Genomic DNA, 25023 nt, shown 5'->3' with positions numbered 1-25023 from the left:
CTGACGACTGAACTGGTTCCGATCGGACGGACCATCGCGCAGGCCCGACAGGGCGCGCGGTGAGGCTGTCGGGTCATCTGTGCCCGCACGGACGTGCGCGCAGGAGCCCGCGGTCCGGCTCGGCGTGAAGAAGTCGCCGGGCGGCCGTCCACGCAGCTACATGCTCAGAAGGAGCTGTCCACGTGTCCCACAGCAGTCCGGCCACCGCGCCGGGCCAGACCGCCGAGCCGGGTGGCGCCAACGCCTCCGGCCGCCAGGCGTCCGCGCCGCCGGTCGCCCACCGCCGCGCCACCATCGTCATGGCCTGCCTGGGGGTCTTCGTCGCGTACCTCCCGGTCACGACGGTGTCGGTGAGCCTCCCGGCCATCCAGGAGGCGCTGGGCGCCTCGACCGCCCAACTGTCCTGGGTCTCGGACGCGTTCGTCCTGCCCATGGCCGCGTTCATCCTGACAGCGGGGGTGTTCGGCGACGTACACGGCCGTAAGAAGGTCTTCCTCACCGGTATCGCGCTGACGGCCGCCGGAGCGGCGACCGCGCTGAGCGCCGGCACCGTGCAGGTCCTGTGGATCGGCCAGGCGCTGTCCGGCCTCGGTGCCGCCGCCCTCCTGCCCACGACACTCGCCCTCATCAGTCACGCCGTGCCCGACTTCCGGGAGCGCGGCAAGTACATCGGTATATGGGCGATGTGCCTGCTCGGAGCGCTCGCCGTCGGCGGTGTCCTGGCCGGCACCGTCCTGTCCCACGCCGAGTGGCGCTGGATCTTCGTGGCGCCCATACCTGTCGCGCTGATCGCCTTCGTCATCGCCGTACGGCTGCTCGCGGACTCCCGCGCCCCGCACGGGCGGCGCCTCGACTGGCCCGGCCAGATCACCGCCGCTCTCGCGATCACCGGGCTCGTCTACGGCGTCATCGAGGGCGGAGCCGGTTCCTTCGGCGACGCCCAGGTCCTGGTGGCGCTCGCCGTGGCCGTGGTCAGCGGCGTCCTGTTCGTGCTCGTCGAACGCCGCTCCGCGAGCCCCATGCTCGACCTGTCCCTGTTCCGCAGCCCGGGCTTCGCCGCGACCACCCTCGTCGCGATGGTGATGTTCATGGCCATGATCGGGTTCTTCTTCGTCCTGAGCCTGTACTTCGGGATGGTGCAGCACCTCGACACCCTGGACGCGGCCTGGCGGATGCTGCTGATGACCGGGACGTCGCTGATCGTCAGCGGGCCGGCCGGCCGTCTCATGCACCGGCTCTCCACGCGCGGCATGATCACCGTCGGCCTGCTCATGGTGACGGTCTCGCTGCTGACCCTGCTGGGCGCGGAGGCCGACACGTCCTTCGGGGCCCTGTCCTGGCGGCTGATCCTGCTCGGGCTCGGGATGGGCCTGGTCACCACACCCATGACGGCGACCGCGGTCGGTTCCGTCCCGCACCAGCTCGCGGGGATGGCCGCCGCGGGGAACAACGCCTTCCGGCAGGTCGGCGGTGCCCTCGGTCCTGCGGTGCTCGGCGCCCTGCTCACCAGCCGTGCCGCCAGTGCTCTGCCCGGCCACCTCGCCGAAGCGGGTGTCTCGGACGCGACGGGCTCCCGCGTCGAGGAGGCCGTGAGCGCCAACGGCCTCGGCGGCGCCAACGGGGTGCCGCTGGGCGCGGAGGCGGGACGGGTGTGGGCCGCCGTCGGCGACTCCTTCCTCGACGGCATGCGCCTGTGCCTGATCGTCGCCGCCGCGTTGACCTTCCTGGCCGCCGTACTCGCCTTCGTCCTCCTGCGCGCCCCGCGCCCGGCCGCGGTGCCCGCCGGGCAGGTCGTACGACAGGGCGGAGGCACGAAGCCGTCCGCCGTGCAGGACGGGACCGCCACCGCGCAGGACGGTGCCGCGAGCCCGGACCTGCCTCCGGCCTCGGTGGCACGGACGGAGGACTAGGGCGGGTTTCGAAAGTCCCGCATGCCCGGCGACGCCTGGCACGCACGCTCGCCGCGTTGTCGGGATCACCCCGATACACCCAGTATCGGGGCGACCCTCCGCCTTGCGATCGCACGCACCGGACGCCGCCGGGCCCGCCCTCCGGGCGGACGGCGCTACTTTCGAAACGCGCCCCAGGGCCTTTCGTCCGGGCCAGGGCGGGAAGGGCCGCTCAGCCCTTCCCGCCCTGGCCCTCTGTCCCTGTGCGGGAAGCGCCGGGCTCCGGCAGGTGTGACCACGGCGTCCACGGGGTGGTCGTGCGGTTCCTCGGGGACCCGCGCGACCACCTCGTCGTCGTACAGCAGGACGACCAGGGCGGGGTGCGCCCCGGCGGACGCGAGGCGGGCCAGTACGCGGTCGTAGCTGCCCCCGCCGCGCCCCAGCCGCATCCCGCGCCCGTCCACGGCCAGTCCGGGCAGCAGGACCACGTCCGCGTCCAGGACCGCCCCCGGCCCGAGGCGTGCGCCGTCCGGCTCCAGGAGGCCCCGGCCGGCGGGCAGGAGGCGCTCCGCGCCCTCGAACTCGGCCCAGTCCAGGTCGTTGTCCGCCATGAGCACCGGCAGCAGTACGCGTACGCCCCGGGCTCGCAGGGCGTCCAGGAGCGCGTGGGTCCCCGGCTCGCGCCCCACGGACACATAGGCCGCCACGGTTCGGGCGCCGGCCAGCTCGGGAAGATTCTCGGTGGCCGGGACGAGAACCGAAGCGGCCTTTCTCACGTCTTCCGGGGTGAGGAGGCGTCGTGCGGCGAGCAAATCACGCCGTAGTGTTGCCTTTCGGGACATGTCGTCGTTCAACGGGTGCTCGCATAGTTCGTTTATGAGGGTGTATGGGGACGAAGTTAACCGGACGATCATCTTCCGCCCATACTCACCGGTTACAGTGCTGGGCATGACTCAGTCGCCCCGCAGGATCAGCAAAGCTGTCATTCCAGCTGCAGGCCTCGGCACCCGGTTCCTGCCGGCCACCAAGGCCACTCCCAAAGAGATGCTGCCTGTCGTCGACAAGCCCGCCATCCAGTATGTCGTCGAGGAAGCCGTCGCAGCAGGCCTCTCCGACGTACTGATGATCACCGGTCGCAACAAGCGTCCCCTGGAGGACCACTTCGACCGGAACTACGAGCTGGAGTCCGCGCTGACCCGCAAGGGAGACGCCGAACGCCTCTCCAAGGTCCAGGAGTCCAGCGACCTGGCCACCATGCACTACGTACGCCAGGGCGACCCGCGCGGTCTCGGCCACGCCGTCCTCTGCGCCGCACCGCACGTCGGCGACGAGCCGTTCGCCGTGCTTCTCGGTGACGACCTCATCGACCCGCGCGACCCTCTTCTCGCCAGGATGGTCGAGGTCCAGGAGCGCGAGGGCGGCAGCGTCGTCGCGCTGATGGAGGTCGACCCCGCGCAGATCCACATGTACGGCTGCGCTGCCACCGAGGCCACCGCCGACAGCGACGTCGTCCGGGTCACCGGGCTCGTCGAGAAGCCCGACCCGACCGACGCCCCCAGCAATCTCGCCGTCATCGGCCGCTACGTCCTGGACCCGGAGATCTTCGGCATACTGCGTCGCACCGAGCCGGGCCGCGGCGGCGAGATCCAGCTCACCGACGCCCTCCAGCTGCTGGCCGAGGACGAGAAGACCGGCGGTCCTGTGCACGGCGTGGTCTTCAAGGGCCGCCGCTACGACACCGGTGACCGCGGCGACTATCTGCGTGCCATTGTCAGACTCGCGTGCGAACGTGAAGACCTGGGCCCGGACTTCCGGACCTGGCTGCGCAGTTACGTCGACGAGGAGTTGTAACAGCTTGAGCAGCACCATCTGGTCGGTGGACGAGCACCTGGACGACATCCTCGCCGCGGTGAAGCCGCTCGAACCCATCGAGCTGCAACTGCCCGACGCCCAGGGCTGTGTCCTGGTCGAGGACGTCGTGGTGGAGGTCTCCCTGCCGCCCTTCGACAACAGCTCGATGGACGGATACGCCGTCCGGATCTCCGATGTCGAGGGCGCCAGCGAGGAGTTCCCCGCCGTGCTCACCGTCATCGGTGACGTCGCGGCGGGCGACGTAGGTCTGGCCGGCGACCGGTCCGTCGGCCCGGGTGAGGCCGCGCGCATCATGACCGGTGCGCCGCTTCCCAAGGGCGCCGAGGCGGTCGTCCCGGTCGAGTGGACCGACGGCGGCACGGGCGGCGGCCCCGCCTCCGCCATGCGGGCCCACAGCGACGCCCCGGAGGGGGCGAGCGGCGAGGTCCGCGTCCACCGCTCCGTCGAGCCACGCGCCCATGTCCGGGCCAAGGGCAGCGATGTGACCCCAGGAGACCTGGCGTTGCGCGCGGGTTCGGTCGTCGGACCGCCGCAGATCGGACTGCTCGCGGCCATCGGCCGCTCGACGGTGCGGGTGCGGCCCCGTCCGCGCGTCGTCGTGCTGTCGACCGGCAGCGAGCTGGTCCAGCCCGGCGACGAGCTGACCGCCGGCCGGATCTACGACTCCAACAGCTTCGCGCTGACCGCCGCCGCGCGGGACGCGGGAGCCATCGCCTACCGCGTGCCGGCGGTCGCCGACGACGCCGAGACGCTGCGGGCCACGATCGACGACCAGCTGATCCGCGCCGACATCGTCGTCACCACGGGCGGTGTGAGCGTCGGCGCGTACGACGTGGTCAAGGAGGCCCTGTCCTCCGTGGGTGACGAGGACGAGCCAGGCAGCGGTGTCGACTTCCGCACGCTCGCCATGCAGCCGGGCAAGCCGCAGGGCTTCGGCTCGATCGGCCCCGACCACACGCCTCTGCTGGCGTTGCCCGGCAATCCGGTCTCCTCGTACGTCTCCTTCGAGCTGTTCGTCCGGCCGGCGATCCTGGCGCTGATGGGGATCGAGGACGTCCACCGTCCGACGGTGCGGGCCACGCTCAACGCCGACGAGGCGCTCACCTCACCGGCCGGCAGACGCCAGTTCCTGCGCGGGACCTATGACGCCGAGTCGGGCACCGTGACCCCTGTCGGAGGGCCCGGATCGCATCTGATCGCCGCCCTCGCCCAGGCGGACGCGCTGATCGTGCTGCCCGAGGACGTCACGAAGGCCGAGCCCGGCACGGAAGCCGAGGTGGTCCTCCTCCGCTGACCCGGGCGCGGTGACGGTACGGTATCTGGCGCTGTGCCTTACCGGGGGAAGCCCCCGGGTCCCCTGGTGCGCGCTCCGGAGCGCGACGGGCGGGCAACCGGCGCCCTACCGCTAGGCGGAGTGAGTTGAGTACGCAGAACAGGCTGACGCACATCGACGAGGCGGGTGCGGCCCGCATGGTCGACGTGTCGGAGAAGGACGTCACGGCTCGTGTCGCCCGGGCGAGCGGCCGGGTCCTCGTGTCGCCGCGTGTCGTCGAACTCCTCAGGGGCGAGGGCGTCCCCAAGGGCGACGCGCTCGCCACCGCGCGCATCGCCGGGATCATGGGGGCCAAGCGCACCCCGGACCTGATCCCGCTCTGTCACCCGCTCGCCGTCTCCGGTGTGAAGGTCGACCTGAGCGTCGCGGACGACGCGGTGGAGATCCTGGCCACCGTGAAGACCACGGACCGTACGGGTGTCGAGATGGAGGCGCTGACCGCGGTGACGGTCGCCGCGCTCACGGTGATCGACATGGTCAAGGCGGTGGACAAGGGCGCGGTGATCACGGACGTCCGGGTCGAGGCGAAGTCGGGCGGCAAGTCCGGCGACTACCGGCGGTCCGCCGCACCGGACGGGGCCGACGCATGACGGAGGCCGGGGGCCACGCGGAGGCCGGGGGCCACGCCGGGGCCGGGGGCCACCACGCCGGGGCCGGCAGCCGGCCGGCCGACAGCCAATCGGCCACCGACGGGGCCCCGGCCGCCGGGGGCCCGCCCGCCACCGTCGGCTCCCCGCCCACCACCGTCGGCTCCCCGCCCACCACCGGATACCGCGCCCTCGTCGTGACCGCCTCCAACCGTGCCTCCGCCGGGCTGTACGCCGACAAGGGCGGCCCCCTCATCGCCGAGGCACTCACCGGTCTCGGATTCACCGTCGAGGGCCCCCAGATCGTCCCGGACGGAGACCCGGTGGAAGCGGCCCTCCGAGCAGGAGCGGCCGCCGGCTACGACGTCATCGTCACCACCGGCGGTACGGGCATCTCGCCCACCGACCGCACCCCCGAGGCCACCCGCCGCGTCCTGGACCGGGAGATCCCGGGTATCGCCGAGGCGATCCGCGCCGAGGGCCGGGACAAGGTCCCTACCGCCGCGCTCTCCCGCGGCCTCGCGGGCATCGCGGACCGCACCCTCGTCGTGAACCTGCCCGGCTCGACCGGCGGCGTGCGCGACGGACTCGCGGTCCTGGGCAGGCTACTGGTGCACGCCGTCGACCAACTGCGCGGCGGCGATCACCCCCGACCAGGGAGCCCGAGCTGAACGTCCGGACCTGGCCGGTGATCCTGACCGACGGCGCTGTCACCCTCCGCCCGATAAAGCTGCGCGACCAGAGCATGTGGCGTGAGGTCAACCGGCGTAACCGCGACTGGCTGCGGCCCTGGGAGGCGACCGTCCCGCCGCCCGCCCCGGGCGGCCCGGTGGCCCACCGCCCCACCTACCGTCAGATGGTCCGCCATCTGCGCGCCGAGGCCAACGCCGGCCGGATGCTGCCCTTCGCCATCGAGTACGAGGGGCGCCTCGTCGGGCAGTTGACGGTGGCGGGCATCACCTGGGGCTCGATGTGCTCGGGCCATGTCGGCTACTGGGTCGACCAGGCCGTGGCGGGCCGCGGTGTCATGCCGACCGCGGTGGCACTCGCCGTCGACCACTGTTTCCGTACGGTCGGACTGCACCGGATCGAGGTATGCATTCGGCCCGAGAACACCCCCAGCCGACGGGTCGTGGAGAAACTCGGATTCCGCGCGGAGGGACTACGTCCACGTTATCTTCACATCGACGGCGCATGGCGTGATCACCTGATCTTCGCGCTCACCGCGGAGGAAGTCCCCGACGGGTTGCTGCGGCGTTGGCGCAGGATGCGACCGGGTTCGCCCCGCACGCCCGGCGAAATGAAATAAGTGTTCGAATTTGATCGCTCTCTGACAGTAATCAGCCTCACTTTCGGCGACTGTTGACCCGAACAATCACAAAAAAAGTCCGCGATATCAGCCGGATCGTGCGACACACCGGCCCAATTGGCGGATGCCGCCGTGCAAACCCCTCTACGGTGTGAGCGTGAGCAGCAGCGGCCTCATCTACGCAGTCATCGTCGGGGCCTGGGCCGCCTACTTGGTGCCGATGTGGCTCCGCAGGCAGGACGAGCTCAATGAAGCCCGTCCGACGGAACGCTTCAGCACCGCCATCCGGCTGCTGTCCGGACGGGCGGCCATGGAGCGCCGTTACGCCAAGGAGCTGCGGGAGCGGGATGCCGAGCAGGCGCCTGGCGACGTGGACCCGGATGCCGTCACGGACCAGTTGGAGTCCGTCGACGTCCGGGCCTTTTCCGCGCCCCCGGACCGTACGGAAGCACGGTTGCGCCCCCCGGTTCCCGCCGCCCGCGCGGACCAGGAGCGTCCGCAGGACCGGGACTCCCGCCCGGCGCCCGCGCGGCGGGAGGGGCGACGCGAGGGCCGACGGCCTTCCGGCGCCGAGACCGAGCGGGAACGCCGACGGCGCTCGCAGGTCCTGGCGCGCCGGCGGCGTACCACCACGATCCTGTTCATGGCGTTCACGCTCGGTGCGGTCGTCGCGGCCGTAGGTGGACTCCGCTTCCTCTGGGCGCCTGCCGTGCCTGCCGTGCTGCTGAGCACGTACATCGTGCATCTGCGCGGCCAGGAGCGCCGCAGGTTCGTCTTCACCATGGACCGGCGCCGTGCCGAGGTGGCCGCGCAGCGGCTGCGCGAGAACCGGCCCCGCAGGCACCAGGCCGCCTCCTCGGCTCCCGCCGAGGCCGACGAGGAGCCCGAAGCGGTCACGCCCGTTCCCACGGTCTCGCCCCAGGAGGCAGGCCGCCGCGCCCTCGTCGAGCAGACGGACCACGCGGAGTGGGTCGACCAGCAGCGCGAACGCGGACCGGCTCAGGGCGACAGCTGGGACCCGGTGCCGGTCCCGCTGCCGACCTACGTCACCGCCCCGGTCGCCCCGCGCGCCACGGGCGGGGTCGAGGTCGGCGACCCGGAGACCTGGAGCGCGGCCCGCTCCAGCTCGGCCGAGCCCACCCGCACGGGCACCCGGGCCGACCAGGAAGCGGCCGCACCCGACGCCGAACCGGCCCCGCGCCGCCGCGGCAACGGACCCAGGCGCACCCGCGACCGCGGCCGGACACCCCTCTTCGACCAGTACGACGACGAGGACCGGCCGCGCGCGGCCAACGAGTGACACCGACGGCGAACCCGACTCGGTGACCTGCCGGGATACGGATTTCCGAGCACCCCGATCGGGGTGCTAGAGTTTCACTCGTTGCAAGGGCCTGTGGCGCAGTCTGGTAGCGCACCTCGTTCGCATCGAGGGGGTCTGGGGTTCAAATCCCCACAGGTCCACCGCACACACGAGATCCCGTCCGATCGAAAGATCGGGCGGGATCTCGTCGTTTGAGGCCCTGGCCCTCAGGTGGGCCTGTCTTTGTTCGATGTGTCGGCGGCTGCCTCCGGAGTACCGATCACGTACGTCCCTTTCGCGGGCAGGGTGGCGACGAGTTCGCGCCTGCGCAGTTCCACGATGGCGCGACGCACGGTCCCGATGCTCACCCCATGCAGTTCCGTCATGGCGCGCTCGCCCGGAAGTGCGGCGCCCTTCGGGAGTGTGCCTGACGCGATATCAGCGGCGATGGCGTCGGCAAGCTTGACGTATTCGTAGCGCGGGAAATCGCTCATCTCTCAACAGTGGTGCACTATGACGCAGAGCACAGAGGTAAGTAGCGGCGGACAGCGTCCGGACGCGGACTAATGCAGAGGGGTGCAGGGGGACGCGGTTGCGGGTGTGGTCGATACGACAGACCCCGGCGAGGTGGCTAGACCTCCCGGGGCATGGCCAACGCTGCGCTTGGAGCGTCGATGTGTACGACCTTATCCGCTGGATTTCTGCATGCCTGCTGAGGCCGGTCAGCGGCCCCCGTGCCGGTGTCGCCGCGCCGGGGGCGGCGGCCTGATGGGTGCCCCGCCGAACCCCGAGGCCCGGCCCGTCCCGCAGGCCGCGACGAGACCCCGCCTGCTGCCGTGGCCGTCCCCTGACGGCCAGCCCTGTTTCCTCGTCACGGACGACGAGAGCAGTCACCTCTCGCAGGTGGCTGACGAGATGGAGGCCGCGCAACTGGACATGGGAGCCGAGGTTCTCGACAACGCCCTTGCGGTGCTGGGCGACACGATGTCCCCCTACAGCGAGGTGCGCTACGCCGGCATCAGACTCGCTGAATGCCTCGGTGACGCTCTGCGGGTCGCCGAATCGCGCGGGATGCGTCTGCTCCCGACGGTGCCGGTGGATGGGTGATCCCTGGGGAGCGGACGGAGGGGAGGAGCGGCGGTGTCCGCCGCCGCGACCGACCGGTAATCTGGGCCTCTTCGCTCACCCGCCCTGTCGGTGACCGCTGTTGAGGGTCGCGTGGAGTCAGGGCGGGGGTGGCTGTTCGAGGTTCCGCATGGAGGGCGCATCGTGACTGCCGGCATACCCAGCACCAGCATCGACACCAGCAAGCCGCACCCGGCGCGGGTCTACGACTGGCTGCTCGGCGGGAAGGACAACTACCCGGTCGATCAGGAGGTCGCGGAGAAGCTTCCCGCCGAGGCGCGCGCCAACGCCGCGCGGAACCGGGCGTTCATGCACCGGGCCTCCGCCTGGCTGGCCCAGCAGGGCGTCGATCAGTTCATGGACATCGGGACCGGCATTCCCACCGCGCCGAACCTCCACCAGGTCGTCCAGGCCGTCATCCCGAGCGCCAAGGTCGTCTACGCGGACAACGACCCCATCGTGCTGCGTCACGCGGAAGCGCTGCTGGTGAGCCACCCCGAGGGGGCGACCGATTACATCCAGGCGGATGTGCGACAGCCCGAGGCGATTCTCGAACAGGCGGCGAAGTCACTGGACTTCGCCAGGCCCGTCGCGCTGTCCCTCATCGCGTTGATGCACTTCCTGCCCGATGAGCAGGACCCGTACGGCATCACCCGCACGCTGGTCGAGGCGCTGCCACGGGGCAGTTACCTCGTGCTGTCGCACGGGACCGCCGATCAGCACCCGGAGCTCAAGCAGGAGACGGAGTCGGCGTACAAGAAGGGCGCCATCGCGCTGCGCATGCGTACGCGTGCGGAGGTCGAGCCGTTCTTCGAGGGGCTTGAGCTCGTCGAGCCGGGGCTCGTCACGGCGCCCGAGTGGTACCGGGACGAGCCCGCGCCGGCGTACGAGCGGAGCGGGTTCTACGTCGGGGTGGCGCGGGTCTCCTGAGAACGGCCGGAGAGAGCGGTGGTCGGTCCCCATGACCGGCCTCGTGGCCCCGCCGACGGTCATGGGGCGGACGCGAGATGCTCGTACACCGTCACCCTTCGGCCGCGGACCTGTTCGTCGGACACCGGTGTGAAGTACTTCTTGAGCACCTCGGTCTTCGTCCGGTCCCGCTCCCCGCTCGTCGGCCTCGCCACCTGCGGCGCATCCGTGATCAGGACTATCCGTCGCTCGGCGAGCATCGCCGTCCGGACTCGCGAAGGGCTCGCCTCCACTCCTTTCAGCGTGCCGGACTCCTCGGGCGTCCGGGCGAGGGCTATGTCCCGCAGGCCTGCGAAGGCGTCGGGGGAGACCAGCCTGGTGTCCCGTCGTGCTGCGGGTATGAACAGCACGCCGCGTCCGTCCTGTTCAAGGCGTCGCATCTGTTCGGCGGCAGCGAGTACGTCGTCGACCCGGCTCGCCGGGGACCTCTTCGCCAGCGACTGAGGAAGCAGCGAGACCACGGCCACGGCGATCACGACGGGAAGTACCCATCTCGAGGCCTTGGCTGAACGTCGCGCGGCCTCGCGCACCGCCGCGCCGATGATCCCGCCGGTCAGCAGTGCCAGACCGAGCAGGCTGAACAGGATGTAGCGGTCCACGAAGAGTGGTTGGAACAGGGAGAGGCCGATCAGGCCGATCTGTGGAACTGCCAGCAGGGGCAGTCCGACGGCCGCCACCGACAACCGCGAAGCCGTCGGCCGGCTGACCAGGCAACCGAGCCCGCCGATGGCCAGGAGCACCGCCGGGCCGATGAGCATGTGCCAGGTCAGCGGCGGCACCCAGGACACCTGGGCGGACTGGGTCATGCTGAAGAGGATCAGGGGCAGGACACCAGCCGTGGCGGCCGTCGAGGCTATGGCCCAGCGCACCTGGACCCGCCGTGCGGCCCGTGTCCACAACAGGCTGGCCAGGTGCGCGGGGAGGATCAGCAGCGCCAGCCAGTTCAGGTAGCCGCACACGAGGACCGTGCAGCCGTAGGCCACCCAGTATCGCCCGCGGTCGCGTCCCTGCAGCACCGTCACGAGCAGCAGGGTCGAGATGCCGGCCCCGGCTGCCACCAGGGCGTACGGGCGCCCTTCCTGGAGGTGGAACTGCACGGCCGGGAGCATTCCGAACACCAGCCCGCCCCCGAGGCCGACGTGCGTGCCCGCCAGTCGCTGACCGATCAGCGAGACACAGGCCGCCCCCGCCGCTATGGCGAGCACGGACGGGAGTCGCAGGACGGTGGTGGAGGGCCCGAAGCACTCGAAGAGGCCATGCATCGAGAGGTAGTACAAGCCGTGCACGACGTCGACGTGCTCCAGCATGCGCCCTATGTCCTCGGTGGACCGCAGGGCCACCTGCCAGGTCGCGGCTTCGTCACGCCAGACACTGGCCTGCCGGGAGAGGCCCCACATGCCGAGGGCGACGGTCCACACCACCGGAATCAGCCAGATGGGAAAAGGCTGATGGGAAGCGACGGCGGGTTTCATGAGCGTCGGCGCTGACCCCTGATATCGGCGTCGGAGCACGTCTGGCGGCAAAGGAATCACGATAACCGAGATTGCTTATTACGCAGAAGTAAAACAATCCATTTCAGGCCGATCTTCGGGCTCATCGCCGAGGGGAAGGCCTCAGTGTGGCCTGAAGTCCATGGTCAGAGTGCCCTCATGGCTTGATCGGGTGCTCGGGGATATTGGTTTGTTTTATTGGCGGCGCTCTGTAAGTCCAGATAGGGTGTAGGGGTGTCGAAGCGCGTGAGAGGTCGCTCTCCTTAATCGGAGTATTCTATTCCGTGCATGTCGGCTTCACTCTTAACGCCTGGAATCGCCGAAGCGCTCGATTGTGTGGCCGCCGCGCGGCTCCTGGTCCAGCAGTCGGCACTCGTGCTCGCGGACGCCGTCGGCCGGGGGTTCGTGAAGGGCACGGTCTAGATCGACGCCGGACCCAGCGGCTTGGCCATGCAGATGCTGCTGTCGTACAGCCGGTAGTGGCCGAACTTCTCGCAGAACGTGTAGCCGCTCGATGTGTACAGCGCGATCGCCTCGGGCTGCTGATCGCCGGTCTCCAGGACCATGCGGGTGCGGCCGGCCGCGAGGGCGTCGGCCTCCAGGGCGGCGAGGAGGCGGCGTGCGAGGCCCCGGCCACGGCCCTCGGGGATCACGTACATCCGCTTGATCTCGGCGTCGCCGTCGGAGTACCCCTCGTCGTTCTGCTCCTGGCTGCGCCAGCCGCCGGTGCCCACGGGGCGGTCCTGCTCGTCGTAGGCCAGCAGGTACAGGCCGAGGGGCGGATCGAACATGGTGGCGTCGAGCGGTGTGATGTCGCCCCCGTCGCCGTAGCGCTCGTCGTATTCGAGCTGCACCTGGTCGTTGAGTTTGACGGCGTCAGGGTGGTCGAAAGGACGAGGCCGGATAATCATGCGAGCCATAGTACAGCTATGCACTAGCGTCTGTAGGTACTCTACGGGGATGCTGACTGTTACCACGGTAAACGTGAACGGGCTCCGTGCCGCCGCGAAGAAGGGTTTCGTCGAGTGGCTGGGGCAGACCGAGGCCGATGTGATCTGCCTCCAGGAAGTCCGCTCCGAGGCGCAGCAGCTCCCTGACGAGGTGCGTGAGCCCGAGGGCTGGCACGTCGTGTTGGCCCCGGCCGAGGCCAAGGGGCGTGCAGGGGTGGCCGTCTACACGCGGCGTGAGCCGGAGCGCGTCCAGATCGGGTTCGGTGGATTCGATATCCCGGGAAGTGACGAATTCGACACCTCGGGCCGCTATGTCGAGGTGGATCTCCCGGGTGTGACGGTCGCCAGTCTCTATCTGCCCTCCGGTGAGGTCGGCACCCCGAGGCAGGAGGAGAAGGAGCGCTTCATGGCGGCCTTCCTCCCCTATCTCCAGGGACTGAAGGCGCGGGCTGCGGCCGAGGGGCGCGAGGTGGTCGTCTGCGGCGACTGGAACATCGCCCACCGCGAGGCCGACCTCAAGAACTGGAAGTCCAACAAGAAGAAGTCCGGCTTCCTCCCCGAGGAGCGGGAGTGGCTGACCCGGGTGTTCGACGAGGCGTCGTACGTCGACGTGGTCCGCGCGCAGCATCCGGAGGAGGAGGGCCCCTACTCCTGGTGGTCCTACCGTGGGCGGGCGTTCGATAATGACGCAGGGTGGCGCATCGACTACCAGGTGGCGACCCCCGGTCTCGCCGGCCGTGCGGTGAAGGCGTGGGTGGAGCGCGCCGCCACGCATGACGAGCGGTGGAGCGACCATGCCCCGGTGACTGTCTCCTACGAGAGCTGATCCGTCGGCCGGTCTACGTCGGCCGGTCTACGTCGGCCGGTCTACGTCGGCCGGTCCGCGTCGGCCGGTCTACGCCCGCCCGTCGTCCTCGTGCAGCCGCCGGTCCAGGGCCATCGACAGCTCGGCGTCCACCACCGCCTGGGCCAGTGTGCGTAGATGCTCCGGTTCGGACTGCGCGGTGTGGGCGCGCAGGACGCGTACGAAGAGGTCCGCGAGCGCGTCGGCGTGCTCGCGAACCTGGCGGCCCGAGGTGAGCACGGCGTCCAGCGGGACCCCGGCCCGCACCAGTTCCGAGGAGGCGTCCAGCAGCCGGCGGCTGATGTGGACGATCTCGTCGCCGTCGATGCCGAGGTAGCCCAGCTCCATGGCGGCGGCGAGGTTCTCCGCCGTCGCCTGGTCCTGGAAGTAGTCGGCGAGCTGCTCGGGCGTGAGCCTGACCGGGGTCTCCTCGCTCGGTTCGCCCAGACCCAGCACCTCGGCGACATCGCGGCCGCTGTCGAAGGTGCTGGCGAGGTCGGCGATGCCGTTGAGGGTGTGGCCCCGCTCCAGCAGGCCCGTGATGGTGCGCAGCCGGGCCAGGTGGTGGTTGTCGTACCAGGCGATGCGGCCCTCGCGGCGAGGTGGCTGGATCAGGCCGCGCTCGCGGTAGAAGCGCAGGGTGCGCACGGTGATTCCGGCCTCCCTGGCCAGCTCCTCCATGCGGTACTCGCGGTGCTCGTCTCCTTCAGCCACACCCGCACCCTATGTCGTACCGCCGGTAACTTTCCTTGCCGCGCCCCCTACCCATCAGTACGGAGCTGCTCTACCCTCCCAACAATGCCAGTGATTGCTGGCAGAGTCGTGTCACGTACCGCGGGGAGGCGGCAGCATGGCCCAGCACGAGCATGTACGAGTGGCGGTGATCGGATCCGGATTCGGGGGCCTCGGAGCCGCGGTCCGGCTCCGCCGCGAGGGCGTCACCGACTTCCTGGTCCTCGAACGGGCCGGCTCCGTCGGCGGCACCTGGCGGGACAACAGCTATCCGGGCTGCGCCTGCGACGTACCGTCCCACCTGTACTCGTTCTCGTTCGCGCCCAACCCCGACTGGCCGCGCACCTTCTCCGGGCAGCAGCACATCCGCGCCTACCTGGAGCATGTGGCCGACACCTTCGGACTGCGCCCGCACCTCAGGCTGAACCACGAAGTCACCGTCATGCGGTGGGACAACGACGAGCTGCACTGGGTGATCGAAGCGGCGAACGGCTCCACGATCACCGCCGACGCGGTCGTGTCCGCCACCGGTCCCCTCTCCGACCCGAAGCTGCCCGACATCCCGGGGCTGGCCGAATTCCCCGGCAAGGTCTTCCACTCCGCCCGGTGGGACCACGACTACGACCTGAGCGGCAAGCGCGTCGCCGTGATCGGCACCGGCGCCTCCGCGATCCAGATCGTCCCGGAGGTCCAGCCCAAGGCCGGCCGGCTCACCCTCTTCCAGCGGACCCCGCCCTGGGTGATGCCGCGCATGGACCGGGCCATCAGCAGCACCGAGAAGTGGCTGCACCGGACGTTCCCCTTCACGGCCACCGCCCGGCGCGGACTGCTCTGGGGAATCAGGGAGTTGCAGGTCGGCGCCTTCACCAAGCATCCCGACCAGCTGGGGCTCGTCGAGCGGATAGCCAAGTCGAACATGGCGCGGGCGATCAAGGACCCCGCGCTGCGGGCCAGGCTGACCCCCTCGTACCGCATCGGCTGCAAGCGCATCCTGCTCTCCAACGCGTACTACCCGGCGCTCGCGCAGCCGAATGTGGACGTCGTCGACTCCGGCCTCTCCGAGGTGCGGGGCTCCACGCTGGTCGGTTCCGACCGTACGGAGACCGAGGCCGACGTGATCATCCTCGGTACCGGCTTCCATGTGACGGACATGCCGATCGCGAGCCGGGTCGTCGGCGCCGAGGGCATCACCCTGGCCGAGGCCTGGAAGGACGGGATGCAGGCACTGCGCGGCGCGACCGCGGCCGGTTTCCCCAACTGGATGACCATCATCGGCCCCAACACCGGGCTCGGTAACTCCTCCATGATCCTCATGATCGAGGCCCAGCTGAACTACATGGCCGACTTTCTGCGCCAGCTGGACGTCCTGGGCGGTCGCGTCGCGCTCGACACACGGCCCGCCGCCGTGGGCGCCTGGAACCGGCGGGTCCAGGAGCGGATGAAGCGGACCGTCTGGAACACCGGCGGCTGCACCAGCTGGTACCTCGACCCCAACGGGCGCAACACCACGGTATGGCCCGGCACCACGGCCGAATTCCGGCGGGCCACCCGCTCGGTCGACCTGGGTGAGTACGACGTGATCCGCCCGCCCGCAACCCGCCCCGCGGTGCGGGCCGTGACCGAGGAGGCCGCACGATGAGCAGGCTGACACGGCGGGGGGACACCCCGCCCGTACCCGTACGCGAGCTGAGCGTGGTGTCCGCGGACGGCGCGCGCATACATGTCGAACTGCACGGACCCGAGGCCGCCCCGGCCGTGGTCCTGTCCCACGGCTGGACCTGCAACACCCGCTTCTGGGACGCCCAGGTGCGTGAACTCGCGGTGGACCACAGGGTCGTCGTCTACGACCAGCGTGGCCACGGCCGTACGCCCGAGCCCGGTGCCGGCGGATACAGCACGCGTGCGCTCGCCGACGACCTCGAAGCGGTCCTGAACGCCACCCTGGAGCCGGGGCGGAAGGCGGTGCTCGGCGGCCACTCGATGGGCGGGATGACGCTGATGGCGGCGGGGGGCCGCGCCGCCGTACGGGAGCACGGGGCGGCCGTACTGCTGTGCAGCACGGGGAGTTCGCGCCTGACGGCGGAGTCCCGGGTGCTTCCGCTGCGGGCCGGCGCCCTCCGTACCCGGATGACCGCGGCCGTGCTCGGTGCGCGTGCACCGCTCGGGCCGGTCAACGCGGTGTCCAGGGCGATCCTCAAGTACGCCACCATGGGGCGTGGTTCTGTCCCGGAACGGGTGGATTTCTGTGCGAAGATCGTCCATGCGTGTCCTCGTGGGGCGCGGGTCGCCTGGGGGCATGTGCTCGCGGAGCTCGACCTGGAGGCGCGCGTACGGGAGCTGCGGCTGCCGACGGCGGTGATCGCGGGCACGGAGGACCGGTTGACGCCTCCGGTGCACGCGAGGGCCATAGAGGCCGCGCTGCCGCAGAGCCTCGGGCTCACCGAGCTGGCGGGCATGGGCCACATGACGCCGGTCGAGGCGCCCGGGACGGTCACGGGGAAGCTGCGCGAACTCGTGGCTCTGTACGTCACTGTGGAAGACGCGGGCAGCGGTACGGCGGAAGCCGTGAGCGAGGAGGAGGTCGCATGAGCGGCAGGCGGAGTCTCGAAGGTCAGGTCGTCGTCGTCACGGGTGCGGCGCGGGGAGTGGGTGAGCTGCTGGCCCGCAAGCTGTCGGCGCGGGGTGCCACGCTGGCGCTGGTCGGCCTCGAGCCGGACGAGCTGAGGAAGGTCTCGGAGCGGCTGCACGCGTCGAGCGGCCACTGGTACGCGGACGTCACCGACCAGGCGGCGATGAGCCGGGTCGCGGACGAGGTCAAGGCGCGTTTCGGGAAGATCGACGTCGTCGTGGCCAACGCGGGCATCGCCATAGGGGGACCGCTGGTGGACTCCGACCCGGAGGCGTGGCGGCGGGTCATCGAGGTGAACCTGATAGGCGGGGCGGTGACCGCGCGGGCCTTCCTTCCGGTACTCATGGAGAGCCGCGGCTACTTCCTCCAGATAGCGTCGCTGGCCGCGATCACCCCGGCGCCGATGATGAGCGCGTACTGCGCCTCCAAATCGGGGGTCGAGGCGTTCGCGCACTGCCTGCGCGGCGAGGTCGGACACCGGGGTGTGAAGGTCGGGGTCGGCTATCTGTCCTGGACCGACACGGACATGGTGCGGGGCGCGGACGAGGATGACGTCATGCGGGAGTTGAGGCAGCGGCTGCCGTGGCCGACGAACCGTACGTATCCGCTGGGTCCTGGGGTCGACCGGATCGTGGCCGGGATCGAGCGGCGCTCCGCGCATGTGTACGCGCAGTGGTGGCTGCGGGGAATGCAGTCGGTCCGGGGGTACCTGCCGATGGTGACAGGGACTGTCGGGCAGCGTGAGATGAAGCGGTTCGGACCAAGGCTCGACGGCGTCGGCAAGGGGTTCGTGGGGGCCGGTGGCGAGGCGGACCGGAAGGCCAGAGTCCCGCAAGGATGATCGAAATGCGATGAATGTCCGGGTGTGTAAGTCTGAGCGAGGTCCCACCGGGGCCGACCCCACGCACCCACATAGGAGTGAACGGCATGGGCATCGCAGACCAGTTCAAGGACAAGGCGCAGGAGCTTGCCGACCAGGCCAAGCAGCAGAAGGCCAAGGGCGGCAAGGACGAGGGCCGGCGTCAGGGCGAGGGTCAGGGCGAGGGCCAGGACCGGCGTCAGGACGCGTCCGGCCGGGCCCGCCAGGCGTCCGAGCAGGGTCGCGACAAGGCGAAGGGTGCGGCGGACGACGTACGCGAGAAGTTCGACCGCTGACCTCGCGCTTCTGAGCGTCGTGTGTCGAGGGGCGTTCCCGGGTGAGTCCGGGAGCGCCCCTTTCCGCGTGGGACGGACGAGGTGTCCGGTCCGGGTCCGCCGTGCTCGTCCCACCGTCCCGCCAAGCCGTCACCACAGGCATTGTTTCCGCAGGTCAGCGCATGGGACGTCCCAGAGGCGCGTCACTTTTCGGCGGTTGTGGAAATGCTTCCTGACCGCCCCGCAATCTGGTTCCCGAACCGGCCGCCACGGTCGGATCGACGACGTGGGAGAGGGAACCAGCATGCGCATCATCACAAGGACGCTCGTGGGTGTCACCACCGCGATCGCCATCGCCGGTGGAGGCGTGGCAGCAGCGGGGACGAGCTTCGCCGCGACCGGTCAGTCCGCGAAGGCGGAGGCGATCTCCGAGGCCGCCACCCCGCTCGCGGTGGTCAACCTCGGCCTCAACGCGACGCAGGCCAAGAAGCTCCAGCGCGACCTGAAGGCCAACTGGAAGTACACCGGCGCCATCGACGGCCAGCTCGGCACCGGCAGCTGGAAGGCGATGCAGCGCTTCCTGAAGGCGAACTACGGCTACACCGCCTCGATCGACGGGGTCGTCGGGAGCGGCACGGTGAAGGCGCTGCAGCGTTGGCTGAAGGCGAACTGGGGCTACACCGGAGCGATCGACGGGGTCGCCGGGGCGGGTACCAAGGCCGCGCTCGCGCGGTACTGCAACTCCTGATCAGCCACCGATCGACGCCTGAACCGTCGTACGTGCCGGAGGCCGGCCGGGCCTCCGGCACGTACGACGCCGGCCTCCGGGTTCAGCCCGCGAAGCATTCGGGGCTGCTGCCCGGTCTGTTCAGGCAGATCCGGGTGCCCGTACCGCTGTTGCCCGCGGCCATCGGCGTCGCCAGATATCCCCCGGGCGCGCCGCTTCCATCGGCCACTGCCTGCTGCGCGCGCCCGGTCGGCAGTGTCAGTTCGATCCGGTCGCCCTGTGTCAGACCGGTGGCCCGTACCCACAGGGCGTGGCAGAGCTCGGCATGGCGGAGTTCCAGGCGTCGTCCGTCGGCTGCGGTGTGGGTGGCGAGCGTGGTGATCATTCCGGCGCCGCCGCATCCCATGGCCACCGCGTTGTGGCCCTCGCACGCGTCGGCCCTGCAGCCCGGGTTCCGTACCAGCGGCTCCGCCGCGCCTCTCGACCCTCCCTCCGGCTTCCCGCCGAGCAGGGCCGGGAGGCCCAGGCCGGCCGCCACCGCCCCCACCACGAGAACCGTGACGGCCGCGCTCCACCGGCGTCGGTCGGCACGAGGAGCGGCGTCCCGGCGGGCGCCGGGCGTTGCGGTCGGCCCGGGTGCGGGCCTTGCCCGGCCGCTCCACTCGGCGTCCGCCAGCTCCCAGAGCGCCAGCAGCCGGCCGGATGGTTCCCCCGTGACTCCGCACAGCGCCGCGACGGCCTGACGCGGGGCGGGCTTCCTGCCGTTGAGGTACCGCTCCCAGGACGACTTGCTGTACGGGGTACGGGACGCGAGTGCGGCCAGGCTCAGCCCGGACCGAGCTCTGATCGCCCGTAGTTCCTCCGCCAGTTGTTCGCACACCGAGGTCGTCATCCGCGCAGTTCCTGCCAGGTGTCCGGCCCGATGATGCCGTCGGTGACCAGGTGGCGACTGCGCTGGAACTCCGTGACGGCCTTCTTGGTCCGCTCGTCGTACAGCCCGTCGAAGACGCCGGGACTGAAGCCCTTCGCGCGGAGCAGGCACTGCGTTTCGACCACGTCGAAGCCCGTGCTGTTGATGTCGAGCAGCATCTCCCGGGTGTCGCTGTGGCCCGCCCGCAGCCGGCCGTCCTTCCGGTGCACCTCGCAGGTGTACGTCTGGCCGCGCAGATACCCGGTCCCGGCCGCCGAGCCACCGGTCGTGGCCGCCGGAGTGTCGTCGTCCCAGGCCCGAGCCGCCAGCAGTCCGGCGCCGAAGGACACGACGACCGCGAGAGCCAGCGCGAGAAGCATGCCCCGCAGGCGCACCGTGCGGCCCGGCGTTCCGGCCGTCCTGCCCTGCGGCTGTTCCTGTTCCGGTTCCGGTTCCCGCGCCTGCGTGGGTACGGATTTCGGTGGCCGCGTCGGGTCGGTCTGTCTCTCGGGTGCCTTGGTGCGGTTCCGTTCGGCGACTTCGTGCAGCGCGATGAGCCGTGTCGGTTCCGTGTCGCACGCCTGGGCGAGTTCCTCGACCGCCCTGCGTGGCACGGGCTTCTTCCCGTTCAGATACCGCTCCCATGAGGATCGGCTGTAGCCGGTGCGGCCGGCCAGGGCGGCCAGGCTGAGACCGCTGTGGTCCTTCAATCGGCGTAAATGTCCCAGCAGTTGCCGTTCGCTGCCGGCAATGTGCGGCGGCAGCTCCTTCCACTGCGCCATGTGGATTCCCCCGATGCGTCCTGTTGGTACCAAATATTCTGCGACATCGTGGGCGCTCCGGGGGAGTGCTTCGCTGAATTCGGTCATAGCGTGGCGGGCCAGGGCATCTTGACACCCGCGATGAACGGTGCCCTGGCCGCATCGAACGCCGTCCCCCTACCGCGGCGGCAGCGGTGGGCGGCGTAGGTTCGGGGCTGTCTCGTAGCTGGGGGGTGTGGCCGCGGGATGGGCGGCCAGGAGGTCAAGGGCCACCCTGACCGCGTCGTCCAGCACCGCGTGGCGGCCCTCCGCCCAGTCCAGCGGGGTGCGCAGCGCCTCCAGATCGGGTTCGACCCCGTGGTTCTCGACGGACCAGCCGTACGTGTCGAACCAGGCCGCGTTCATCGGCACCGTGATCACCGTGCCGTCACCGAGCCGGTGCCGGCCGGTCATGCCGACCACACCGCCCCAGGTGCGCTGTCCCACCACGGGGCCCAGCTTCAGCAGCCGGAACGCGGCCGTGATCATGTCGCCGTCCGAGGACGTGGCCTCGTCGGCGAGGGCGACGACCGGGCCCCGGGGGGCGTTGGAGGCGTAACTGACCGCCTGGGCGTTGCGGGTCAGGTCCCAGCCGAGGATGGTGCGGGTGAGTTTCTCGACGACCAGCTCGCTGATGTGGCCGCCCGCGTTGCCCCGTACGTCCACGATCAGTGCCGGGCGCGACACCTCGAGCCGCAGGTCCCGGTTGAACTGGGCCCAGCCGGAGCCGCCCATGTCGGGGATGTGCAGGTAGCCGCACTTGCCGTGGCTCAACTCCCGTACGACCTCGCGGCGTTTGGCCACCCAGTCCTGGTAGCGCAGGGGGCGCTCGTCGATCAGGGGGACGATCGCGATGCGCCGGGACCGGCCGCCGCACTCGCCGCCGGCCGGGCGGAACGTCAGCTCCACGGTCGTGCCGCCCGCCGCCGTCAGCAGCGGGTACGGCCCCGCCGCCGGGTCGACCGGCCGGCCGTCGACATGGGTGAGGACGGCGCCCTCCCGGATTCCCGTACCGGCGAGCGGCGAACGGGCCCTGGAGTCGGAGGAGTCGCCGGGCAGGACTCGCTGGACTGTCCAGTCGCCGTCCCGGCACACGAGGTTGGCGCCCAGCAGCCCGATCGCGCGCTGGTAGTGCGGGGGGCCTTCGTTGCGGCGGGCGGGTGAGACGTACGCGTGTGAGGTACCGAGCTCGCCGAGCACCTCGCGCAGCAGGTCGGCGAACTCGGCGGGGGAGGCGACCCGTTCGACCAGCGGGCGGTACTGCTCCAGTACGCCGTCCCAGTCGATGCCGCACATGTCCGGTTCCCAGAAGTAGGACCGGGTGATGCGCCCTGCCTCCTCGTACGCCTGGCGCCATTCCGCCGCCGGGTCGACGTCGTGCAGGATGCGGCGCAGGTCGAGGAAGACTGTCGTGTCGTTGTCGCCCGGCTCGTTGGACGGCACGGCGCGCAGCTCGCCGTCGTCCATGACGACCAGCCGGGTCGCGTCCCCGCTGACCGCGAACCAGTCGAGGTGGCCGACCAGTTCGGTCTTGCGGGCCCTGGCGATGTTGAAGTGCTCCAGTGTGGGGCGGCCCGACATGTCCGCCGGGTTCGCGAAGGTCTCGCCGAGGGCGCCGGAGATCGGCCAGCGCAGCCAGACCAGGCCGCCGCCGCTGACCGGCTGGAGCCCCGAGTATTTCGACGCGGAGACCGGGAACGGGGTCACCCTGCTCTCCAGGCCCTCGAACTCCACCATGACCGTCGGCCCCTCGACCGGTCCTTCGGCGATGTCCACCGGGTCCAGACCGCCCGCCGCGGGCCTGCCGTCCGGGAGCAGGGCGAAGGGGGAGGGGGTCGCCGACGAGAGGGGGACCAGGTACGGGCGGCAGCCCAGGGGGAAGGAGAGGTCGCCGGTGTGGACGTCGTACACCGGGTCGAACCCGCGCCAGGAGAGGAAGGCGAGGTAGCGGCCGTCCCCGGTGAAGACGGGGTTCTCGTCCTCGAAGCGGCCGTTGGTGACATCGACTATCACCGGGGCGTCGGGGCCGGTGATCCTGGCCAGTTTGATCTGCCGCAGCGACCGGCCGACGCCGGGGTGCGACCAGGTCAGCCAGTGACCGTCGGGGGAGAACGCGAGGTCGCGCACCGGGCCGTTCACGGAGCGGATGAGTTCGGTGACCTCCACGGCGTCTTCGGCCCCGGCGGCGGCTCCGGCTTCCGCGGGGGCCCCGGCTTGTACGAGGCTGCCTTCCACGCGCCCGCTGTCGACGTCCTCGATGATCTCGACGATGTCCACCACCCCGGTCTCCGTTTCCCGGCCGGTGTCCAGGAGCAGCAGCCGGCCGTCGTGCGACGCGATGGCCAGCCGCTCGCCCTCCGGGTCGGAGACGAGCTCGTGGACCCTGCCCAGCTGCCCCGCCGCCAGCCGGCGGGGTGGGCGGTCGCCACTGGCACGGGGGAGGTGGGCGATCTCGACCGCGTCGTCGCCCTCGGCGTCCGTGACGTACGCGACCTGGCCGCTGCTGCCGAGCATCTCCGGCAGCCGGACCCGCACCCCCGGGGTGTCGGCGATCGTCCGGGCGGGGCCGTCGCGGTGGGTGAGCCAGTACAGGCTGCCGCGCACGGAGACGGCGCTCGCCCGGCCCGTCTCGTCCACGGACAGCGAGTCGACATGGCTGGACGCCGGCACCTGGTACGTACGCCGGCCGGTCCGTGGGCCGCCGAGGCGCACCTCCAGTTTCCGGGGCCTCGCGTCCGGCGACTCCAGGTCGTCGACCAGCCACAGATCGCCCGCGCACTGGTAGACGACCCTGCTGCCGTCGCTGGAGGCGTGGCGGGCGTAGAACGCGTCGTGGTCCGTGTGCCGGCGCAGGTCGCTGCCGTCCATCAGGCAGGAGTACAGATTGCCGACGCCCTCGTGGTCGGAGAGGAAGGCGATCCGGCGGCCGACGAACATCGGCGCGTCCAGGTGTCCGCCGATGTCGGGCAGCAGCCGCTCGCCGTGCAGCCACAGCCGCCCGGTGGCGCCGCCCCGGTACCGCTTCCAGGCCGCCGGCTCGTGCGGCGGCTTCCCGGTGAGCAGCAGGGTGCGGCGCTCGCCGTCGATGTCGGCGACCGCGATGTCGGATACGGGCCCCCAGGGCAGCTTCCCGCCGGGGCTGCCGTCGGTGGGGACGCTGTACGCCCAGGAGAAGTACGAGAACGGCTGGTTGTGCGAGGACACGGCGAGGATCTGGGACGAGTCCCCGGGGTCGGGGCTCCAGCCGCAGACCCGGGCGTCGGTCGAGCCCCAGTAGGTGAGTCTGCGGGCGGGCCCGCCCGCGACGGGCACGAGGTTGATCTCTGGATCGAGCGTGCGCCAGGTCGTATAGGCGATACGGCTGCCGTCGGGCGAGAAGCGCGGATGACTGACCATGGTCCGGTCGACAGTCAGCCGCCACGCCCGTCCGGGCCGCTGCCCCGCCGGGGCGAGAGGGGCGACCCAGAGGTCGTCCTCCGCCGCGAAGCAGAGCAAGTCCTTGTGGAGGTGCGGGAAACGGAGATACGCGACATCGTCACTCACCCTCCAATGCTTTCCGTGTGAAGGGCCCGCGGCAACTTGTGGTGCGGGAACCTGTGGTGCAGGACACAAGCGAAACTGTTCCGTTTCGCTAGGGGTGGGGGCTATCTTCGATGTGTACGAAACAGTTTCGTTCCGCTAGTTGATCTTTTGTGTTTTGGTTGATCTTCGACTGGCGTACGATCCAGCGGGCACAGAGGAAGAGGAGGTCGATCCATGGCACGCAGCCGGCTCACGCCCGAACGCGAGAGCGAGCTGTACACCGCCGTGCTCGACCTGCTCGGCGAGGTCGGCTACGAAGCGCTGACCATGGACGCCGTTGCCGCCCGCACCCGATCCAGCAAGGCCACCCTCTACCGCCAGTGGGGGAGCAAGGCCGAGCTGGTCGTCAAGGCGCTCCGCAACGACAAGCCGGTGCACCTTGCCGATGTCGACACCGGTTCGCTCCGCGGTGACTTCCTGGCCGTGATGGGGCAGACCGACGACTGCAAGATGGAGAAGAACTCCGCGCTGCTGCGGGGTCTGAGCCATGCCGTCCACAACAACCCCGATCTCTTCCAGGCGCTGCGCGAGCTGCTGATCGAGCCCGAGATCACCGGTCTCGGTGCCATGCTCCAGCGGGCCGTGGACAGAGGGGAGGTGCGTCCGGACAATCGGGCGCTCCCCTATGTCCCGCACATGATGATCGGTGCCCTCGCCGCCCGTGAGCTGGTCGACCACTGTCCTGTCGACCAGGTGTTCCTCACCGACTACGCGGAATCCGTGGTGTTCCCCGCCCTCGGCGTCTGACGTCCCCGTTCCTTTCCGTACGACCTGTCTCCGACGCTCCACCTGACACGCCGCTCTCGTCGTCGGGCTGGTTCCTCACGCCCTTTTCCACTCC

At 70.5% G+C, this 25023-nt stretch carries 25 protein-coding genes and 1 tRNA gene; 18 read left to right on the top strand and 8 right to left on the bottom strand.

Going from position 1 to position 25023, the window contains the following annotated elements:
- The first annotated feature begins 299 nt into the window (after window positions 1–299).
- Window positions 300–1910, top strand: a complete 1611-nt coding sequence (locus tag AB0C75_RS12720) for an MFS transporter (RefSeq protein WP_362890089.1) — start codon at window positions 300–302, stop codon at window positions 1908–1910.
- Between the two features lie 155 nt (window positions 1911–2065).
- Here the strand turns inward: AB0C75_RS12720 and AB0C75_RS12715 are convergent, their stop codons facing one another.
- A complete protein-coding gene (locus AB0C75_RS12715; protein WP_362889892.1) occupies window positions 2066–2731 on the bottom strand; it encodes a 5-formyltetrahydrofolate cyclo-ligase in 666 nt (221 codons plus the stop codon).
- 106 nt (window positions 2732–2837) lie between these two features.
- Between AB0C75_RS12715 and galU the strand changes: the two genes are divergently transcribed.
- From galU to AB0C75_RS12680, 7 genes are all read left to right on the top strand, one after another.
- Window positions 2838–3740 (top strand): UTP--glucose-1-phosphate uridylyltransferase GalU, encoded by a 903-nt coding sequence (gene galU, locus AB0C75_RS12710; RefSeq protein ID WP_362889890.1) that lies wholly within the window; start codon window positions 2838–2840, stop codon window positions 3738–3740.
- Window positions 3741–3744: 4 nt separating this feature from the next.
- Window positions 3745–5055, top strand: coding sequence for a gephyrin-like molybdotransferase Glp (gene glp, locus AB0C75_RS12705; protein WP_362889887.1), 1311 nt, complete (start codon window positions 3745–3747; stop codon window positions 5053–5055).
- Window positions 5056–5180: 125 nt separating this feature from the next.
- The gene (moaC, locus tag AB0C75_RS12700; RefSeq protein WP_362889885.1) at window positions 5181–5684 is read left to right on the top strand and encodes a cyclic pyranopterin monophosphate synthase MoaC; all 504 of its coding nucleotides are present in this window, start codon (window positions 5181–5183) and stop codon (window positions 5682–5684) included.
- Window positions 5685–5878: 194 nt separating this feature from the next.
- A complete protein-coding gene (locus tag AB0C75_RS12695) occupies window positions 5879–6352 on the top strand; it encodes a MogA/MoaB family molybdenum cofactor biosynthesis protein (protein ID WP_362890087.1) in 474 nt (157 codons plus the stop codon).
- A 17-nt stretch (window positions 6353–6369) separates the two neighbouring features.
- Window positions 6370–6990: a GNAT family protein gene (locus AB0C75_RS12690; RefSeq protein ID WP_362889883.1), complete on the top strand. Its 621-nt coding sequence runs from the start codon at window positions 6370–6372 to the stop codon at window positions 6988–6990.
- Window positions 6991–7114: 124 nt separating this feature from the next.
- Window positions 7115–8290 (top strand): gephyrin-like molybdotransferase receptor GlpR, encoded by a 1176-nt coding sequence (glpR, locus tag AB0C75_RS12685; RefSeq protein WP_362889881.1) that lies wholly within the window; start codon window positions 7115–7117, stop codon window positions 8288–8290.
- A gap of 87 nt (window positions 8291–8377) precedes the next feature.
- A tRNA-Ala gene (locus AB0C75_RS12680) sits at window positions 8378–8451 on the top strand.
- Window positions 8452–8517: 66 nt separating this feature from the next.
- Here the strand turns inward: AB0C75_RS12680 and AB0C75_RS12675 are convergent.
- The gene (locus tag AB0C75_RS12675) at window positions 8518–8784 is read right to left on the bottom strand and encodes a GntR family transcriptional regulator (RefSeq protein WP_362889879.1); all 267 of its coding nucleotides are present in this window, start codon (window positions 8782–8784) and stop codon (window positions 8518–8520) included.
- A 274-nt stretch (window positions 8785–9058) separates the two neighbouring features.
- On the opposite strand from AB0C75_RS12675, the gene AB0C75_RS12670 reads away from it, so the two are divergent.
- Complete coding sequence (locus AB0C75_RS12670) at window positions 9059–9397, top strand: hypothetical protein (protein WP_362889877.1); 339 nt, start codon at window positions 9059–9061, stop codon at window positions 9395–9397.
- Window positions 9398–9559: 162 nt separating this feature from the next.
- Window positions 9560–10345: an SAM-dependent methyltransferase gene (locus tag AB0C75_RS12665; RefSeq protein ID WP_362889875.1), complete on the top strand. Its 786-nt coding sequence runs from the start codon at window positions 9560–9562 to the stop codon at window positions 10343–10345.
- 59 nt (window positions 10346–10404) lie between these two features.
- Here AB0C75_RS12665 and AB0C75_RS12660 read toward each other — a convergent pair whose 3' ends face one another.
- Window positions 10405–11856: a glycosyltransferase family 39 protein gene (locus tag AB0C75_RS12660; protein WP_362889873.1), complete on the bottom strand. Its 1452-nt coding sequence runs from the start codon at window positions 11854–11856 to the stop codon at window positions 10405–10407.
- Window positions 11857–12162: 306 nt separating this feature from the next.
- On the opposite strand from AB0C75_RS12660, the gene AB0C75_RS12655 reads away from it, so the two are divergent.
- The gene (locus AB0C75_RS12655; protein ID WP_362889871.1) at window positions 12163–12297 is read left to right on the top strand and encodes a hypothetical protein; all 135 of its coding nucleotides are present in this window, start codon (window positions 12163–12165) and stop codon (window positions 12295–12297) included.
- On the opposite strand, the gene AB0C75_RS12650 is transcribed toward AB0C75_RS12655, so the two are convergent.
- On the bottom strand, window positions 12294–12785 hold the full coding sequence (locus AB0C75_RS12650) for a GNAT family N-acetyltransferase (protein ID WP_362889869.1): 492 nt from the start codon (window positions 12783–12785) through the stop codon (window positions 12294–12296). The genes AB0C75_RS12655 and AB0C75_RS12650 overlap by 4 nt on opposite strands.
- A gap of 49 nt (window positions 12786–12834) precedes the next feature.
- On the opposite strand from AB0C75_RS12650, the gene AB0C75_RS12645 reads away from it, so the two are divergent.
- Window positions 12835–13650 carry an exodeoxyribonuclease III gene (locus AB0C75_RS12645; RefSeq protein ID WP_362889867.1) on the top strand — a complete coding sequence of 272 codons (816 nt, stop codon included), beginning with the start codon at window positions 12835–12837 and terminating at the stop codon, window positions 13648–13650.
- Between the two features lie 69 nt (window positions 13651–13719).
- Here the strand turns inward: AB0C75_RS12645 and AB0C75_RS12640 are convergent, their stop codons facing one another.
- Window positions 13720–14349 (bottom strand): MerR family transcriptional regulator, encoded by a 630-nt coding sequence (locus AB0C75_RS12640; RefSeq protein ID WP_362890085.1) that lies wholly within the window; start codon window positions 14347–14349, stop codon window positions 13720–13722.
- A gap of 169 nt (window positions 14350–14518) precedes the next feature.
- Here AB0C75_RS12640 and AB0C75_RS12635 point away from each other — a divergent pair, with 169 nt between their 5' ends.
- The 5 genes from AB0C75_RS12635 to AB0C75_RS12615 all read left to right on the top strand — a co-directional run bounded on the left by AB0C75_RS12635 (window position 14519) and on the right by AB0C75_RS12615 (window position 18911).
- Window positions 14519–16039 (top strand): NAD(P)/FAD-dependent oxidoreductase, encoded by a 1521-nt coding sequence (locus tag AB0C75_RS12635; RefSeq protein WP_362889865.1) that lies wholly within the window; start codon window positions 14519–14521, stop codon window positions 16037–16039.
- Window positions 16036–16989 carry an alpha/beta fold hydrolase gene (locus tag AB0C75_RS12630; RefSeq protein WP_362889863.1) on the top strand — a complete coding sequence of 318 codons (954 nt, stop codon included), beginning with the start codon at window positions 16036–16038 and terminating at the stop codon, window positions 16987–16989. The genes AB0C75_RS12635 and AB0C75_RS12630 overlap by 4 nt, the downstream gene beginning before the upstream one ends.
- Complete coding sequence (locus AB0C75_RS12625) at window positions 16986–17870, top strand: SDR family oxidoreductase (RefSeq protein ID WP_362889862.1); 885 nt, start codon at window positions 16986–16988, stop codon at window positions 17868–17870. The genes AB0C75_RS12630 and AB0C75_RS12625 overlap by 4 nt, the downstream gene beginning before the upstream one ends.
- 86 nt (window positions 17871–17956) lie before the next feature.
- Window positions 17957–18184 carry a hypothetical protein gene (locus tag AB0C75_RS12620; protein WP_362889860.1) on the top strand — a complete coding sequence of 76 codons (228 nt, stop codon included), beginning with the start codon at window positions 17957–17959 and terminating at the stop codon, window positions 18182–18184.
- 283 nt (window positions 18185–18467) lie between these two features.
- On the top strand, window positions 18468–18911 hold the full coding sequence (locus tag AB0C75_RS12615) for a peptidoglycan-binding domain-containing protein (RefSeq protein WP_362889858.1): 444 nt from the start codon (window positions 18468–18470) through the stop codon (window positions 18909–18911).
- 82 nt (window positions 18912–18993) lie between these two features.
- Here AB0C75_RS12615 and AB0C75_RS12610 read toward each other — a convergent pair whose 3' ends face one another.
- The 3 genes from AB0C75_RS12610 to AB0C75_RS12600 all read right to left on the bottom strand — a co-directional run bounded on the left by AB0C75_RS12610 (window position 18994) and on the right by AB0C75_RS12600 (window position 24143).
- Window positions 18994–19782 carry a helix-turn-helix domain-containing protein gene (locus AB0C75_RS12610; protein ID WP_362889856.1) on the bottom strand — a complete coding sequence of 263 codons (789 nt, stop codon included), beginning with the start codon at window positions 19780–19782 and terminating at the stop codon, window positions 18994–18996.
- Window positions 19779–20582, bottom strand: a complete 804-nt coding sequence (locus AB0C75_RS12605) for a helix-turn-helix domain-containing protein (RefSeq protein ID WP_362889854.1) — start codon at window positions 20580–20582, stop codon at window positions 19779–19781. Before AB0C75_RS12605 ends, AB0C75_RS12610 begins: the two co-directional genes overlap by 4 nt.
- 156 nt (window positions 20583–20738) lie before the next feature.
- Window positions 20739–24143, bottom strand: coding sequence for a S41 family peptidase (locus tag AB0C75_RS12600; RefSeq protein WP_362889852.1), 3405 nt, complete (start codon window positions 24141–24143; stop codon window positions 20739–20741).
- A gap of 213 nt (window positions 24144–24356) precedes the next feature.
- On the opposite strand from AB0C75_RS12600, the gene AB0C75_RS12595 reads away from it, so the two are divergent.
- The gene (locus AB0C75_RS12595; RefSeq protein WP_362889850.1) at window positions 24357–24929 is read left to right on the top strand and encodes a TetR/AcrR family transcriptional regulator; all 573 of its coding nucleotides are present in this window, start codon (window positions 24357–24359) and stop codon (window positions 24927–24929) included.
- The last annotated feature ends 94 nt before the right edge of the window (window positions 24930–25023 follow it).

Source organism: Streptomyces sp. NPDC048565 (genome assembly GCF_040650935.1).
Taxonomy (GTDB): Bacteria; Actinomycetota; Actinomycetes; order Streptomycetales; family Streptomycetaceae; genus Streptomyces.
The sequence above is the reverse complement of the archived record's forward strand: the minus strand, read 5'-3'. Positions and strand labels throughout refer to the sequence as shown.

What these genes read in the sequence shown, in the direction of transcription:
- AB0C75_RS12610 (WP_362889856.1), bottom strand. Translation starts at nt 19,782, where the DNA reads ATGACGACCTCGGTGTGCGAACAACTGGCGGAGGAACTACGGGCGATC.
- glpR (WP_362889881.1), top strand. Translation starts at nt 7,115, where the DNA reads ATGCCGCCGTGCAAACCCCTCTACGGTGTGAGCGTGAGCAGCAGCGGC.
- AB0C75_RS12715 (WP_362889892.1), bottom strand. Translation starts at nt 2,731, where the DNA reads ATGTCCCGAAAGGCAACACTACGGCGTGATTTGCTCGCCGCACGACGC.
- AB0C75_RS12650 (WP_362889869.1), bottom strand. Translation starts at nt 12,785, where the DNA reads ATGATTATCCGGCCTCGTCCTTTCGACCACCCTGACGCCGTCAAACTC.
- AB0C75_RS12605 (WP_362889854.1), bottom strand. Translation starts at nt 20,582, where the DNA reads ATGGCGCAGTGGAAGGAGCTGCCGCCGCACATTGCCGGCAGCGAACGG.
- AB0C75_RS12670 (WP_362889877.1), top strand. Translation starts at nt 9,059, where the DNA reads ATGGGTGCCCCGCCGAACCCCGAGGCCCGGCCCGTCCCGCAGGCCGCG.
- AB0C75_RS12720 (WP_362890089.1), top strand. Translation starts at nt 300, where the DNA reads ATGGCCTGCCTGGGGGTCTTCGTCGCGTACCTCCCGGTCACGACGGTG.
- AB0C75_RS12620 (WP_362889860.1), top strand. Translation starts at nt 17,957, where the DNA reads ATGGGCATCGCAGACCAGTTCAAGGACAAGGCGCAGGAGCTTGCCGAC.
- AB0C75_RS12640 (WP_362890085.1), bottom strand. Translation starts at nt 14,349, where the DNA reads ATGGAGGAGCTGGCCAGGGAGGCCGGAATCACCGTGCGCACCCTGCGC.
- AB0C75_RS12625 (WP_362889862.1), top strand. Translation starts at nt 16,986, where the DNA reads ATGAGCGGCAGGCGGAGTCTCGAAGGTCAGGTCGTCGTCGTCACGGGT.
- AB0C75_RS12655 (WP_362889871.1), top strand. Translation starts at nt 12,163, where the DNA reads ATGTCGGCTTCACTCTTAACGCCTGGAATCGCCGAAGCGCTCGATTGT.
- galU (WP_362889890.1), top strand. Translation starts at nt 2,838, where the DNA reads ATGACTCAGTCGCCCCGCAGGATCAGCAAAGCTGTCATTCCAGCTGCA.
- AB0C75_RS12635 (WP_362889865.1), top strand. Translation starts at nt 14,519, where the DNA reads ATGGCCCAGCACGAGCATGTACGAGTGGCGGTGATCGGATCCGGATTC.
- AB0C75_RS12630 (WP_362889863.1), top strand. Translation starts at nt 16,036, where the DNA reads ATGAGCAGGCTGACACGGCGGGGGGACACCCCGCCCGTACCCGTACGC.
- AB0C75_RS12645 (WP_362889867.1), top strand. Translation starts at nt 12,835, where the DNA reads ATGCTGACTGTTACCACGGTAAACGTGAACGGGCTCCGTGCCGCCGCG.
- AB0C75_RS12660 (WP_362889873.1), bottom strand. Translation starts at nt 11,856, where the DNA reads ATGAAACCCGCCGTCGCTTCCCATCAGCCTTTTCCCATCTGGCTGATT.
- AB0C75_RS12615 (WP_362889858.1), top strand. Translation starts at nt 18,468, where the DNA reads ATGCGCATCATCACAAGGACGCTCGTGGGTGTCACCACCGCGATCGCC.
- AB0C75_RS12675 (WP_362889879.1), bottom strand. Translation starts at nt 8,784, where the DNA reads ATGAGCGATTTCCCGCGCTACGAATACGTCAAGCTTGCCGACGCCATC.
- AB0C75_RS12595 (WP_362889850.1), top strand. Translation starts at nt 24,357, where the DNA reads ATGGCACGCAGCCGGCTCACGCCCGAACGCGAGAGCGAGCTGTACACC.